19 protein-coding genes are annotated in these 13,281 nt (G+C 64.8%); 10 read left to right on the forward strand and 9 right to left on the reverse strand.

The annotated features are described in order from the left end of the window. Positions 1–158 precede the first annotated feature (158 nt). Positions 159–410, forward strand: a complete 252-nt coding sequence (locus SE91_RS24580; RefSeq protein WP_060735156.1) for a hypothetical protein — start codon at positions 159–161, stop codon at positions 408–410. A 75-nt stretch (positions 411–485) separates the two neighbouring features. Here SE91_RS24580 and SE91_RS24585 read toward each other — a convergent pair whose 3' ends face one another. Continuing rightward, complete coding sequence (locus SE91_RS24585; protein WP_061849443.1) at positions 486–971, reverse strand: molecular chaperone DnaJ; 486 nt, start codon at positions 969–971, stop codon at positions 486–488. A 111-nt stretch (positions 972–1,082) separates the two neighbouring features. On the opposite strand from SE91_RS24585, the gene SE91_RS24590 reads away from it, so the two are divergent. From SE91_RS24590 to SE91_RS24600, 3 genes are all read left to right on the forward strand, one after another. Then, entirely contained in the window at positions 1,083–1,850 is a 768-nt protein-coding gene (locus SE91_RS24590) for an SDR family NAD(P)-dependent oxidoreductase (RefSeq protein ID WP_061849444.1), read from the forward strand. A 202-nt stretch (positions 1,851–2,052) separates the two neighbouring features. Then, positions 2,053–2,301 (forward strand): helix-turn-helix domain-containing protein, encoded by a 249-nt coding sequence (locus SE91_RS24595; RefSeq protein WP_061849445.1) that lies wholly within the window; start codon positions 2,053–2,055, stop codon positions 2,299–2,301. Positions 2,302–2,413: 112 nt separating this feature from the next. Then, positions 2,414–2,944: a collagen-like domain-containing protein gene (locus SE91_RS24600; RefSeq protein ID WP_061849446.1), complete on the forward strand. Its 531-nt coding sequence runs from the start codon at positions 2,414–2,416 to the stop codon at positions 2,942–2,944. Between the two features lie 139 nt (positions 2,945–3,083). On the opposite strand, the gene SE91_RS24605 is transcribed toward SE91_RS24600, so the two are convergent. Further along, positions 3,084–3,305, reverse strand: coding sequence for a hypothetical protein (locus SE91_RS24605; protein ID WP_008556082.1), 222 nt, complete (start codon positions 3,303–3,305; stop codon positions 3,084–3,086). Positions 3,306–3,402: 97 nt separating this feature from the next. Next, positions 3,403–3,669: a DUF2277 domain-containing protein gene (locus SE91_RS24610; protein ID WP_061849447.1), complete on the reverse strand. Its 267-nt coding sequence runs from the start codon at positions 3,667–3,669 to the stop codon at positions 3,403–3,405. Between the two features lie 276 nt (positions 3,670–3,945). Between SE91_RS24610 and SE91_RS24615 the strand changes: the two genes are divergently transcribed. Next, a complete protein-coding gene (locus SE91_RS24615; RefSeq protein WP_060735153.1) occupies positions 3,946–4,290 on the forward strand; it encodes a hypothetical protein in 345 nt (114 codons plus the stop codon). Between the two features lie 120 nt (positions 4,291–4,410). Next, positions 4,411–5,013, forward strand: a complete 603-nt coding sequence (locus tag SE91_RS24620; RefSeq protein ID WP_061849448.1) for an MSMEG_1061 family FMN-dependent PPOX-type flavoprotein — start codon at positions 4,411–4,413, stop codon at positions 5,011–5,013. Between the two features lie 126 nt (positions 5,014–5,139). Here the strand turns inward: SE91_RS24620 and bfr are convergent, their stop codons facing one another. The 3 genes from bfr to SE91_RS36490 form a co-directional block, all read right to left on the reverse strand. Beyond that, positions 5,140–5,628, reverse strand: coding sequence for a bacterioferritin (gene bfr / locus SE91_RS24625; protein ID WP_008556076.1), 489 nt, complete (start codon positions 5,626–5,628; stop codon positions 5,140–5,142). Positions 5,629–5,762: 134 nt separating this feature from the next. Continuing rightward, positions 5,763–6,035, reverse strand: coding sequence for a (2Fe-2S)-binding protein (locus SE91_RS24630; protein WP_060735152.1), 273 nt, complete (start codon positions 6,033–6,035; stop codon positions 5,763–5,765). After that, positions 6,032–6,274, reverse strand: coding sequence for a hypothetical protein (locus SE91_RS36490; protein WP_156489760.1), 243 nt, complete (start codon positions 6,272–6,274; stop codon positions 6,032–6,034). The genes SE91_RS24630 and SE91_RS36490 overlap by 4 nt, the downstream gene beginning before the upstream one ends. 370 nt (positions 6,275–6,644) lie before the next feature. Between SE91_RS36490 and SE91_RS24635 the strand changes: the two genes are divergently transcribed. Together SE91_RS24635 and SE91_RS24640 are read left to right on the forward strand one after the other, a co-directional pair. Further along, a complete protein-coding gene (locus SE91_RS24635; RefSeq protein WP_061849449.1) occupies positions 6,645–6,965 on the forward strand; it encodes a hypothetical protein in 321 nt (106 codons plus the stop codon). 214 nt (positions 6,966–7,179) lie between these two features. Next, on the forward strand, positions 7,180–7,461 hold the full coding sequence (locus SE91_RS24640; protein ID WP_008556068.1) for a hypothetical protein: 282 nt from the start codon (positions 7,180–7,182) through the stop codon (positions 7,459–7,461). A gap of 82 nt (positions 7,462–7,543) precedes the next feature. Here SE91_RS24640 and SE91_RS24645 read toward each other — a convergent pair whose 3' ends face one another. Next, on the reverse strand, positions 7,544–8,770 hold the full coding sequence (locus SE91_RS24645) for a lytic murein transglycosylase (RefSeq protein WP_061849450.1): 1,227 nt from the start codon (positions 8,768–8,770) through the stop codon (positions 7,544–7,546). Between the two features lie 7 nt (positions 8,771–8,777). Continuing rightward, complete coding sequence (gene ettA, locus SE91_RS24650; protein ID WP_061849451.1) at positions 8,778–10,427, reverse strand: energy-dependent translational throttle protein EttA; 1,650 nt, start codon at positions 10,425–10,427, stop codon at positions 8,778–8,780. A gap of 235 nt (positions 10,428–10,662) precedes the next feature. Between ettA and SE91_RS24655 the strand changes: the two genes are divergently transcribed. Continuing rightward, positions 10,663–10,878 (forward strand): hypothetical protein, encoded by a 216-nt coding sequence (locus SE91_RS24655; RefSeq protein ID WP_060735149.1) that lies wholly within the window; start codon positions 10,663–10,665, stop codon positions 10,876–10,878. Positions 10,879–11,009: 131 nt separating this feature from the next. Continuing rightward, positions 11,010–11,972 carry a D-2-hydroxyacid dehydrogenase family protein gene (locus SE91_RS24660; protein WP_061849452.1) on the forward strand — a complete coding sequence of 321 codons (963 nt, stop codon included), beginning with the start codon at positions 11,010–11,012 and terminating at the stop codon, positions 11,970–11,972. Between the two features lie 57 nt (positions 11,973–12,029). On the opposite strand, the gene SE91_RS24665 is transcribed toward SE91_RS24660, so the two are convergent. Continuing rightward, positions 12,030–13,217: a L,D-transpeptidase gene (locus SE91_RS24665; RefSeq protein ID WP_061851292.1), complete on the reverse strand. Its 1,188-nt coding sequence runs from the start codon at positions 13,215–13,217 to the stop codon at positions 12,030–12,032. Between the last annotated feature and the right edge of the window lie 64 nt (positions 13,218–13,281).

Raw genomic sequence — 13,281 nt, forward strand, 5'->3', positions numbered from 1 at the left:
CGGCCTTAAAGTCGCGCATTTTCCGAACGCCTTTTTGAACCTCATTGGCAGGCGGAACTACTCACATCTTGTCCGGGGCGCCTGCCAAGCGCGTCCCGCACCAGCCCTCCCCATCATTGTCGGGAGGCGCATTCCATCTTTCATTTGAGGAGCTGATCATGCGTCGTATTTCCATGCTGTGCGCTGCCGCGGGTCTCGCCGTCACTGCGTTCGTCGCAGCGAGCCCTGCCGAAGCCAGCTATCACCTGATCCGCTGGCAGGACAGCGGCTTCTGCCAGATCTGGGACGAGAGCATCCCGACGACGCCGTGGCCGGCCGGCTATCATCGCGCCAGCGCGAGCGTGCCGACCTTCATCGACGCCCTCGCGGTCAAGGACGCCGCGCTCAAGAGCGGTAGCTGCACCTGGTAAGATTTCGATCGGCGGACGAAGAACCGGGCAAGGACGCCAGCGTCCTTGCCCGGCTTGTTTTTCAGGAGACTGAACTCACGCGTCCTTGTGCGCGCCGGGATGGATCAAGATGTCGCGCGCGGCGGCGAGATCGATGAAGGCCTCCGCGCTGCCGCCGTGATCGGGATGCATGCCCTTGGCGGCGCGGCGATAGGCCCGGTTGATGTCCTCGCAGGTGAGCTGCACCGCGAGCGGCAGGCCGAGCACCTTGCGGGCGCGATCCTCGCTCGACAGCTTCTTCGGCATGGCGTTGCGGCGGCCGAAGCGCGGTGCACTCAGATCATGAATGACCTCGAGCACCACGCCGATGCGGCGCTGCGCTGCCAGCGTGACGCTGTGATCGTCGTTGTTCACGGCCTGGCGCAGCACCGGAAGCGCCTGCTCGGCGGCCTGGCGCAGCGTGACGTCCGTGCTCATCCGCACGATCTCGGCCACGACCCGGCCGGCCTCGGCCCAGTCAGCCGCTTGCGCCGACCGCAGCCGTTCCAGTGCGAGTTTCCAGGTTTCGAGCCGTTCCATCATGCGCGCAACGTTTAGCAATGAAGATCATTATGCCAAGGCCGCCGTTTCCGACCCCTTAATTTCGAGTTAGCCTTTCATGAAACTTCGCAACGAAATCGGGAGGAAATTGTCATGGCATTGCTCGCAAACCACATCGCCGTCGTCACCGGCGCCGGTTCCGGTATCGGCCGGGCCATTGCGGCCGGCTACGCGCGGGAAGGCGCGCAAGTGGTGCTGCTCGACGTCAATGCCGACACCGTCGCGGAGGCCGCCGAGGAGATCCGCAAAGCCGGCGGCAAGGCCGAGAGCTTTGCGCTCGACGTTGTCAGGCGCGAGGACTGCTTTGCGCTGGCGAAGCAAGTCGCGGACAAGGTCGGGCAGGTCTCGATCCTCGTCAACAACGCCGGCATCACCCGCCGCAACGCCTTCACCGCCGAGACCGAAACAGTGGCGAAGGACTGGAACGACATCATCTCGCTCAATCTCAATGGCGTCTTCAACATGACGCAGGCGTTCCTCGCACCCTTGCGCGCAGCCAAGGGCCGCATCGTCAATATCGGCTCGATCCAGTCCTTCGTGCATCTGCGCACGCCGAGCTCGGCGGCCTACACCACCTCGAAGCACGGCGTGCTCGGCTTCACCAAGGCGCTCGCCGTCGAGCTCGGCAAGGAAGGCGTCCGCGTCAACGCGATCGGGCCTGGCTTCATTGAGACCAACATCAACGCCAATGTGCGCGCGACCAATCCGGCGCTGGTGCAGGCCTTCGTCGATCACACCCCGCTGGCACGCACCGGCAAGCCCGAGGACATCGTCGGCCCCGCGATCTTCCTGGCGTCGGATCTGTCCGCCTATGTGACGGGAACGATCGTGATGGTGGACGGCGGCTATCGGACGGTGTGAGCGGAGCGAGATAGGTCCGCATCACGATGCATCCCGCAGCAAACGCGGCGGCTTCGCGGCATTCCTGGGGTCAATTGGTGCGATCGCCCGCGATTAACCTTTCGTTAACCAAACCCGCCCACCGTGGATCTACGGCTTGGGGGTCGTTTGTTCTCGATCCGCTTCCAACGATGGAAGCGGGCGTTGGTCGGGGAGTATATTGATGACCACTGTTTATGTCGCTGCGCCCGAGCAGGGCGCCCAATTCCTTGCACCCAACCAGATCGTTCCGTTGCTGATCGGCGCAACCGTCGACGAGGTCGAGCGTGAGCTCGTGCTCCAGACACTGGCGCGCTGCGACGGCAACCGCACGCGCGCCTCGCGCGTGCTCGGCCTGTCGGTGCGCACGCTGCGCAACAAGATCCGGATCTATGCCGCGTCCGGCATCGACGTACCCGCCTGTCAGGACTAGCGCGCAGCAGCGCGGCGATTGATGTTGACCGATCCTGAGCGATGCGCCGGCGGAATTGCTGCTGTCGTCAAACGCCGCTAAGTAGCTTGCTTCCGTGACAGGGAGCAGCGGCGTGGCAGACGATCAGGGACGACGGCAGGGACCTCAGGGACCGCGCGGGCGGCAAGGCGAGCCGGGACGGCCGGGGCCGCAGGGTCATCCGGGCCGGCGCGGCCCCGACGGCGCGCGCGGCAAGCCGGGTCCGCAGGGCAAGCCAGGCCCGATCGGAAAGGCCGGACCGCAAGGCAAGCCCGGTCCGCAAGGCAAGCAGGGCGAAGCCGGACTGCGCGGGCCGGCTGGCGCGCAGGGACCTGTCGGCGCGCAAGGGCCGGCAGGACCACAAGGCCCGCGCGGCGAGCCGGGGCCCGCCGGTCAACTGCCGTCGATCGAGCAGGTGCTGCCCTGGCTCGAGCAGCTGTTCGATGCCTGGGACGAACGCCGCCGCCAGCGTGAGCATGAGGCCGCCGAGCGCGAGGCGCTGGAGGCAGCCGTGCAGGAGACTGACGCACCGATCGTCGATGACGACAGCGAGGGCGACGACGGCGGCGACGGCGACGGTCACAAGAAAAAGAAGAAAAAGAAGAAGCACGGCAAGGATCAGTGACGCGCTCCCGCCCCGGCCGAAGCGCGGCATGCAATGCTGCGCTGCTGAGCGGGCCGTATACCGAGATCCGCGTGTGTGGCTCCCGGCTCTGCGTCGCACCGCTAACGCGCTGCGCCGCGTCCGGGACGCGAGTCTCGGCTTAGGAAGCTGCCGATGAATCATCCTTGCGCGGCAGCATGCCCATGCGCTCGAACTGCCAGCGCATGGCGCGATACCAGAGATAGCCGACCAACGTGCCGAGCAGCATCAGGACGACGAGGTTGACGCTGCTGGAAGATCCGCTCCACCACATCATCCAGGCGGTCCACAGCACCGTGAAGGTGACGGCTCCTGCTTTTAGCGGAAGAAGGGGACGGCTCATGTTCCTGCTCCGGGCTTGTCAAGATCCCGGTGAGCATCATCGCGCAGTGAGGCGGCCTTTTCCGTGAGCCAAATCACGTATCGGGCTCGCGCGAGAGCTAGCCGAACCGCAGCCGCGAGCGCTCCCTGGCCTTCTCCGCCTCGATCTCGCGATCGCGCGCCGGCGCATGGGTGTGTAGCGAGCTCAATAGCTTTCGCGCGGCCTCCGACACCTCAGCCACTGCGCGCTCGAACACTTCCTCATTGGCCTGCGACGGCTTGTTGAAGCCGGACAGCTTTCGCACGAACTGAAGTGCGGAAGCATGAATCTCGTCCTCCGTCGCCGGCGGCTCGAAGTTGAACAGCGTCTTGATGTTGCGGCACATGCAGTCTCTCCGGATATGACTCAAGGACGATCGGTGGCGACGAAATCCTACATCCTTCCCCGGACGTCTGTAAGTTTCCCCGCAACGCGGCCGCCGAACGCAACAAAACATGGAACTGGCGCGCCGCTGATTTTGCAGGGCGTCAACGCCCGTCGATGCCGCATATTATTTGAGCATGCATTGCACTGACAGCTCAGGCTCAATCGCGCCAACGATACGAATCGACGCGCGGGGCAATCGCGCGCCAATGGCACGACAGGCGACGAGGAGGATCGCATGCACAGGCTCGTATTGTGCGTTTGGCTGATCACGCTGACGAGCGCCGCGTCCGCGGTCGACAACGGCCAATACGATCACGTCCCGCCCGACATCCGCGCCTGGTTCAAGAGCGTGATTGCGCCGAACGGCGTGCCCTGCTGCGACATTTCGGATGGCCATCGCACCGAATACGACGTGCGCGGCGGCAGCTATTGGGTGCCGATCGAAGGACAATGGATTGAGGTGCCCGAGCGCGCCATCATCCGCGATCGCGGCAATCCCGTCGGTCAGGCCGTGGTGTGGTACGTCCACCACCGCGGCGCCATCATCATCAGCTGCTTCGTGCCGGCGGATGCGGTGTAGAGCATGATCTGGAGAAGTCGGTTTCCGAAAGGATCATGCTCAAGCCGAACATCATGGATTTCGTTGGCTGCAGGCGCCCGATCGGGTAGCTTGAGGCTACGCTGATCCGGAGGCACGTCGTTGACCAAACTGAGCGCCGAAGACCTCGCCACCATCTATGCCAAGCCGACCCCGCGCGTGATCGCGAAGGCACGGCCCGCGATCGATGCGCATGCGAAGAAGTTCATCGAGATGTCGCCGTTCTGCGTGCTCGCGACATCAGGCGCGGACGGCAACGTCGATGCTTCGCCGCGCGGCGGCGGCGTCGGCTTCGTCCAGGTCGCCAGCCCCAACCAGCTGCTGATGCCCGACCGCTCCGGCAACAATCGGATCGACAGTTTTCGCAACGTCGTCGAAGGCTCCGGCTTCGTGCATCTGTTGTTCTTCGTGCCGGGGATCGATGAGACGCTGCGCGTCGGCGGACGCGGCACGCTGTCGGCTGATCCGGATCTGCTGGCCTCGATGGTGGAGTTCGGCAAGCCGCCGCGCGCGGTGCTGAACGTCGCGGTCAGCGAAGTCTATTTCCATTGCGGCAAGGCGCTGATGCGCTCGAAGCTATGGTCATCGGAAAAGGTGCAGCGCTCGGTGATGCCGAGCATCATCGAGGTCATCCACGATCAGACTGGCCTCGGCGAACGGCAGAGCCAGGAGGTCGTGGAAGAACTCTACAAGACGCAGCTGTAGCCGGGCTTGCTTGCTGTTCAAACAGGCCGTCATGCCCGGGCTTGATCCGGGCATCCACGCCTTCGTCGTGCGGCATCACGTGGATGGCCGGGTCAAGCCCGGCCATGACGAAGGAGCGAGCAGAACTTAGTGCCCCTCGCCCTCAAGGCCGCCAACGTGCTTCTGGGTGTAGAGCTCGAGGCCGATACGGCCGATCAAATCGAGCTGGGTTTCGAGGAAGTCGATGTGGTGTTCCTCGTCGCTCATCAGCTTCTCGAACAGGTCACGCGTGACGTAGTCCTTGGCGCCGTGGCAGTACGTCGCCGCTTCCTGATAGAGCGCCCGCGCGCTCATCTCGGCGGCAAGATCGCATTCGATGATCTCCTTGACGTTCTGGCCGATGCGCAGGGGATCGAGCACCTGCATGTTGGGAAAGCCGTCGAAGAACAGGATGCGCGCGGTGAGCTTGTCGGCGTGCTCCATCTCCTCGATCGACTCCTTGCGCCAGACCTTCGCCATGTCCAGCAGCCCCCAATTGTCGAGGAAACGGTAGTGCAGCCAGTACTGGTTGATCGCAGTCAGCTCGTGACGCAGCGCCTTGTTGAGATAATCGATGACTTTTGCGTCGCCCTGCATGGTCCACTCCAGCTCTTTGCAGTCCAAATCGGCCGTAAACCGACTTTAGAATGCTTCTAAATGAGTTTGCGAGGGAGGGCAACGGGCTACGGAGCCGCAACCGGGGAAAAACTCAGCTGATCGTCTGGAGGGGTTCAGCAGGCCGCGAGAGCGAACTGGGCCGGTTCGGAGGTCTCGTCGTTGGCCGCCACGGTGTGGCTGTGCGGACAGCCGGCACAGCAGGACTGGGCGCAGGGGCCGAGCGCTTCGTCGATGATGGTCTTGATGGTCCGGGCGCAGCGGCCGCATTCGGCGCTACAGCCGAGGCATCCATAAATCTGCTTGGCATGGCGCACGGCGTCGTCGGACTCGGCGACGGCGGCGCGGATATCGTCATCGCTCAGCACGTTACAGGAACAAACGATCATGGAAGCGGCAGGCCCTTCGGTGATGCACCATCATCGATATTTAAGGGCCCGGCCGGATGCAAAAGGAAAAACCGGTATTTGAAGCTATTCCAAACTGGCCCGGGGTGCAGCTTAGAACGGTTCAAGATCAGCGCGTTGCGGCGGATCAAGATTGGAGCGGATCTAGTCGCCGCCTCCACCACCACCACCACCATCGCCGCCTCCGCAATCCCCACCGCCGCTGCTGCTGCTGCCGCCATCGCTGCTGGAGCAGGTGCCCCCGTCAGTCGAACTTCCCGAACTGCCGCCGGAAAACCAGCTTCCCAGCGCGAAGCTATCGCTGGTTCCGGAATAGCCGCCACCACTGCTAGTCCCGTTGTCGCCGCCGGCTATCGCGCGGGAGCGTCGGCCGCCGTCCCGGAGATGCACGATCCAGCCGTAGCCGATCGCGCAAACGATACCAGCTACAATCAGCGCCATCGCGTTGCCCATCATCGTCTCCTGGTGGAGCTGCGGTCCTTATCCATTGGTCGCCCCCCGCAGGGGAGCCGTTCATTGATCATTCAAGCGAAGTATGGAACCTTACGCCCCAAAGAGTTCCCGCGTGTTCGTGCGAAAGGTCTTGCCCCCATGAAGAAGTCGCTCCTGGCAGTCGCTGCCGTCGCCGCCCTGGCCGTGACGGCCGTAACCCCGGCCCAAGCCCAGCGCGGCGTCGCTGCTGGCGTGGCGGCCGGGATCATCGGCGGTGCCATCGTCGGCGGCGCGCTGGCCTCTCCGTATTATTACGGACCCGGTCCCGGCTACTACGAACCGGGCTATTATCCGCCCCGCTACTACGCCCCCGGTCCGGGCTATGTCTCCGATGGTTATTATGGCGGCTGCGCCTGGCAGAAGCAGCGCTTCTGGGACGGTTATGCCTGGCGCGTCCGCCGCGTCAGAGTCTGCGGCTGAGGCGCCGCAGGACGGCTCTCTACGGATGCGCCGTTCATCTCGGAGCCTGAAAAAGACCGCTTTTTCTCGTCACAGCTCCGTGTGCGTTTACCGTGGGTTGACCATTTGCGCGCTTCCTAAGCCCAACGGCCAATTCCATCAGAGTGTGCGTGAACCTTCGAAAACCCGGCCGCCCCTCACAAGGGGAGCCCCTTCTCCCAGGAGAGCCAAGAGCATGAAGAAGACTGTAGTTGCTGCCCTCACGGTCGCGACGGTTGCCGGTTCGCTGGTGACCGCCACCCCGTCCGCGAAGGCCCATGACGGCATCGGCGCCGGCATCGCAGCCGGCCTGATCGGCGGCGCGATCGTCGGCGGTGCCATCGCCTCGAGCCGCCCCGCTTATGGCGGCCCGGTTTACGTGGCCGAGCCCCCGCCGCCCGCGCCCTGCTATTGGCGTCGTGAGCGCTATTGGGACGGCTACGGCTGGGTCAGCCGTCCGATCCGCGTCTGCTACTGATCTGATCGCTGCGCGCGCATCCCGCGCCACGATCGAAGCCCGGCCGAGACCATCGGCCGGGCTTTTTCTTTGGTCGAAATCGTTATCGCGCCGCCTGGATCGAGCGCAGCACTTCTTCGCTCGGCCAGCAATCGACCTTGAGACCGGCCGACTTCTGGTAGGCGCCGAGCGCGGCGCGGGTCTGCATGCCCGCCTTGCCGTCGATCTTGTCCTTGTAGAGCCCGATGCGCGTGAGCCCGCGCTGCATGGTCTCGACGTCTGTCGTCCGCAGCTGCTTCGAAGCCGACCAGGGCGTTGCGAATGGCTGCGGGCTGGTCATGCGGTCGCTGAGATGGCCGACGAACAGCACATAGAGATCGGAGAAATTGTATTCCTTGATGACGAAGTAGTTCTTCGTGGTCAGGAATGAGGGACCATAGATGCCCTCCGGCTGGAGCAGCGAGGCCGGCTGCGCCTGCTCGGCCGCACTGAGCCTCGCGCCACGCACCGGCACAAAGCCTTCGCGTAGCCACTGGCCGATCGGCTTCGTCACCTCGGGCACGCCGATGGTGCAATCGACCTTGGCCGGCGCCTGCACCTCATAGGCCCAGCGCACACCGCTTTGCCAGCCCTTGTTGACGAGTTGCTGCGCCGCGGAGGCCAGCGCATCCGGCACCGAATGCCAGATATCGATGCGGCCATCGCCGTCGAAATCGACGCCGTGCTTGTAAAATTCGGACGGCAGGAACTGCGTCAGCCCGGTGGCGCCGGCCCAGGACGAGCGCATGTCCTTGCGCGTGACGACACCTTCGTTGAGGATCTTGAGCGCGACGATGAACTCGTTGCGATACTGATCCTTGCGCCGTCCGACATAGGCCTGCGTCGCCAGCACACGCACCAGATCATGGGGCAGCGTATGGCGGCCATAGTCCGTCTCGCGCCCCCAGATGGCGAGCATGACGGTCGCCGGCACGCCGGATTTCTTCTCGATCTCGTTCAGCGAGGCGCGGTATTTCTGCAGCAGCCGCTGCCCCTCGCCCGCAAGCCGCGCGATCGAGGCTTCCTTGACATAATCGGCGGGCACCTGCACGAACTCGGCCTGCGAAGGTGCACCGGTGGCGGGACGGCCCGGCAGCAGCAGATCGGGCAGCTTGTAATCGGGTTCGAGCCCGCGCGTCTCTCGCTCGAACGTCGCGCGCGACACGCCTGCCGCCTGCGCGTCCGGCCAAAGCGAGGCGATGAACTGGGTGAAGGCAGCGTCGGCGGCGCGGGCGGACGACCAGCCGCAGGTGACCACGATCACCGCAGCGATGAGCGCCCGCCGGATCATGCCGGGGTCACCGCGTCAGCTTCTTGTACTTCACGCGGTGCGGAATGATGCTGTCCTGGCCAAGCCGGCGCATCTTGTCCTTCTCGTAATCCTGGAAGTTGCCCTCGAACCATTCGACGTGGCTGTCGCCCTCGAAGGCCAGGATGTGGGTCGCGATGCGGTCGAGGAACCAGCGATCGTGGCTGATGATGACGGCGCAGCCGGCGAAATCCTCCAGCGCCTCTTCGAGCGCACGCAGCGTGTCGACGTCGAGGTCGTTGGTGGGCTCGTCGAGCAGCAGGACGTTGGCGCCTGATTTCAGCATCTTGGCGAGATGCACGCGGTTGCGTTCACCGCCGGAGAGCGCGCCGACCTTCTTCTGCTGATCGGCGCCCTTGAAGTTGAACGACGAGCAATAGCCGCGCGAGTTCACTTCCTTCTTGCCGAGCAGGATCAGCTCGTTGCCGCCGGAGATTTCCTCCCACACGTTCTTGTTGCCGTCGAGCGCATCGCGGGACTGGTCGACATAGCCGAGATGCACGGTCTCGCCGACCGTGATCGTGCCCTGATCCGGCGTTTCCTGCTTGGTGATCATCTTGAACAGCGTGGTCTTGCCGGCGCCGTTGGCACCGATCACGCCGACGATGCCGCCGGGCGGCAGCTTGAAGGTGAGATCGTCGATTAGCAGGCGATCGCCATAGCCTTTGCTGAGGCCTTCGAAATCGACCACGTTGGCACCGAGCCGCTCGGCGACCGGGATGATGATCTGTGCGGTCTGGGTCTGCTTCTCGCTCGCCTGCTTGAGCAGCTCCTCATAGCGCTGATAGCGCGCCTTCGACTTGGCCTGGCGTGCCTTCGGCGAGGACGCGACCCATTCCTGCTCGCGGGCAATCGTCTTCTGATGGGCGGCGTCCTCCCGTCCCTCCTGCTCGAGGCGCTTCTGCTTCTGCACCAGCCAGGACGAGTAGTTGCCCTCGTAGGGAATGCCCTTGCCGCGGTCGAGCTCGAGAATCCAGCTCGTGACGTTGTCGAGGAAGTAGCGATCGTGGGTGACGATCAGGATCGCGCCGGGATAATTGCGCAGATGGCCTTCCAGCCACGACACGGATTCTGCGTCGAGATGGTTGGTCGGCTCGTCCAGCAGCAGAAGCTCCGGCTGATCGAGCAGCAGGCGGCACAGCGCGACGCGGCGGCGCTCACCGCCCGAGAGCTTGGTCACGTCGGCGTCATCAGGCGGACAGCGTAGCGCGTCCATGGCCTGGTCAACCTTGCTGTCGAGATCCCAAAGGCCCTGGGCCTCGATCTCGTCCTGCAGCTTGGTCATCTCGTCGGCGGTTTCCTCGGAATAGTTCATCGCCAGCTCGTTGTAGCGATCGAGGATGGCCTTCTGCTTGGCGACGCCCAGCATGACGTTTTCGCGCACGGTGAGCGCCGGGTCGAGATGCGGTTCCTGCTCGAGATAGCCGACGCGGGCGCCCTGGGCGACCCAGGCCTCGCCGTTGTACTCCTTGTCGAGGCCGGCCATGATCTTGAGCAGCGTCGACTTGCCCGAGCCGTTGACGCCGAGCACGCCGATCTTGGCGTCCGGGTAGAAGCTCAAGTGAATGTTATCGAGCACCTTCCGGGTCGGGTAGCTCTTGGTCAGGCCCTGCATGAAATAGATGAACTGGCGCGCCATCGGTCCCGTGAAACCTTCGATTTGAGGAAATTTGCTTTGGCAGCGATGTAACGATCCCGCCCCCAAAGGGCAACGTTTTCCGTCCGTTCACCACGGATGAATACGGTTCGGACACCATCTCGCCGCCGATCCGAACAATTGAAACCATCTTTTAATAAATCAGGCCAAAGCTCGGTTTCGCGCGGAAACAGCGCCACCCGCTCAGAACGAACGGGGAGCACGGCGAGACAGCGTCATGGCACTGATCGAAACCCACTCGCTTCCTGTGCCGGCAGAAACCGGGCACGCCTCCGGCTTCGTCTCGGAGATCAAGGGCTTCTGGAAGCGCTTCTTCGCCACGGCGTTCAACCCGTACCGGCCCGAGTTGCACTACATGCGCGGCCCCGGCCCGGCCTGGCGCGCCAAGCACGGCATGGATGCGCCGTTCCGCCTGAAGCCCCGCGACCTCTGAACCCTCCTTCCTATCGGATTTTTGAACGCGCCAGCTGCTTGCGCGCGGCTGCGATTGCGCGCAACCATGCTCCGGTTCCGACGATGGCGCCCTCGCCTGGCGCCGGCACCTCTCGCCATGGATGAATCCCGATGACGCAGCTGCGCTGTGCAATTCTCGACGACTATTTCAACCTCGCGCTCGACGTCGCGGATTGGCAAAAACTGTCCGGCCGTGTCGATGTCACCGTGTTCAGTCACCCCTTCGCCTCGGAGCAGGCCGCGGCGAGTGCGCTGGCCGATTTCGAAATCATCTGTGCGATGCGCGAGCGCACCGCGTTACCCAAGAGCCTGCTCGATCGCTTGCCGAAGCTGAAGCTGCTGCTGACGTCAGGCATGCGCAACGCCGCGATCGACATGGAGGCCGCCAAGGCACGCGGCGTCGCCGTCGGCGGCACGCAATATTCGCGTGACCCGACCGCCCCGCTCACCATGGGCCTGATCCTGGAGCTGACCCGCGGCATCGGCCGCGAGAATGCGCGCATGCATGACGGCGAGCCCTGGCAGACCTTCGCCGGCGTCGAGATCGAGGGACTGACGCTCGGCATCGTCGGGCTCGGCAAGCTCGGCAGCAAGATGGCCGGGATCGCAAAGGCGTTCGGCATGAACGTGATCGCCTGGAGCCCGAACCTCACGCCGGAGAAGTGCAAGGAAGCCGGCGTCGGCTTCGCCACCAAGGACGAGCTGTTCGCCAAGGCCGACATCGTCACCATCCACGTGGTGCTGAGCGAGCGCTCGCGCGGACTGGTTGGCCGCGCCGATCTCGCGCGGATGAAGCCGACCGCCTTTCTCGTCAACACCGCGCGCGGGCCAATTGTCGATGAGGCGGCGCTGCTCGAGGCCTTGCAGCAGAGGACCATCGCAGGCGCCGGCATCGACGTCTTCTCGATCGAGCCGCTGCCGGTCTATCATCCCTTCCGCAAGCTCGACAATGTCGTGCTGACGCCGCATCTCGGCTACGCCACCACGGACGGACTGCGCATCCATTACGGCCAGATGGTCGAGGCGATCGACGCTTTCACCAAAGGCAGTGAGCTGCCGCGCAAGCTGGCCTGAACGACGAAGGGCGTGCCGATGGCACGCCCTTCTGCAATCTGAATATTGTCGGCGCGCTCAGCGCACGGTGACCGGCGCAGGCAGCGGCGGCACCACGGTCGGCTGCGTGCCCGGAACGGGGCCAGCCTGCGCGGACATCGGGGCCGGACCGGCAGCACCCGGCGTCGGCGCGGCGGAGGCGGTCGCCGTTCCCGGCGGCGGACCGCCCGGCATCACGACCACGCGGGTGCCGACCTTGACGCGATCGAACAGGTCGGAGACGTCCTCGTTCAGCATGCCGATACAGCCCGACGACACGAACTTGCCGATGGTCGAAGGCTGGTTGGTGCCGTGGATGCGGTAGACGGTCGAGCCGAGATACATGGCGCGGGCGCCGAGCGGATTGCCCGGGCCGCCGGCCATGAAGCGCGGCAGATAGGGCTGGCGCTCGATCATCTCGGTCGGCGGATGCCAATCCGGCCACTCGGCCTTGCGGGTGATCTTCTGCACGCCGGTCCAGGTGAAGCCGTCGCGGCCGACGCGGACGCCGTAGCGGATCGCACGGCCATTGCCGAGCACGTAATAGAGGTAGGTGTTCGGCGTATCGACCACGAGCGTGCCGGCAGGCTCCTTGGTCTGGAACGAGACCTCCTGGCGGCGCAGGTTCGGCGGCAGCTGCACCGGCGCAGCATCGGGCTGCTCCTCGGGCGGCAGCGCGGCCAACGTCACCGGGCGACCATCGGTACCGACGGGCGGCTGCCCAGCCTGGACCGTTCCGGTCGCGGCGGGACCGCCCACGGCTTCCGGCGGACGCAGGCCGTCATTGGCCGGAGCCTGGCCCTGGCCCGGACGGTTGGCATAGATCACCGGCGGCGGACCGGCCGGACGGCCGTAGCGGGGATCGTCGGGCGACATCACCGGGCCTGAGTAGACCGGTGGCGCGCCAGCCGGACGGCCATAACGCGGATCATCCGGCGACATCACCGGGCCCTGCGGCGGAGCCGCCGAATAGACCGGCGGCGCGCCCATCGGGCGGCCATAGCGGGGATCATCGACCGGGCCGGGCGGCGGCAAGGATGCCTGCGGCATCGCGTCGTCGTCATCCTCCAGCGCGTCGAAATTGGGCGTGCGATCGCCGGGCCGATATTCGGCCGGGGCGCCATAGCTCGGCACCTGCTGGACTGGATAGCTCTGAGCCTGCGCGAGCGAGGTTCCCGCCGCAGCGACTGTTGCGGCAGCGCATATCGTCAGAAAATGTTTGATCATCATCGCTCTTGTATAGTCCCCAAGCCCGTCCGGACCGTTAACGGCCAGATGACGGAAGATAGCG

The organism is Bradyrhizobium sp. DOA1, assembly GCF_001593325.1.
Taxonomy (GTDB): domain Bacteria; phylum Pseudomonadota; class Alphaproteobacteria; order Rhizobiales; family Xanthobacteraceae; genus Bradyrhizobium.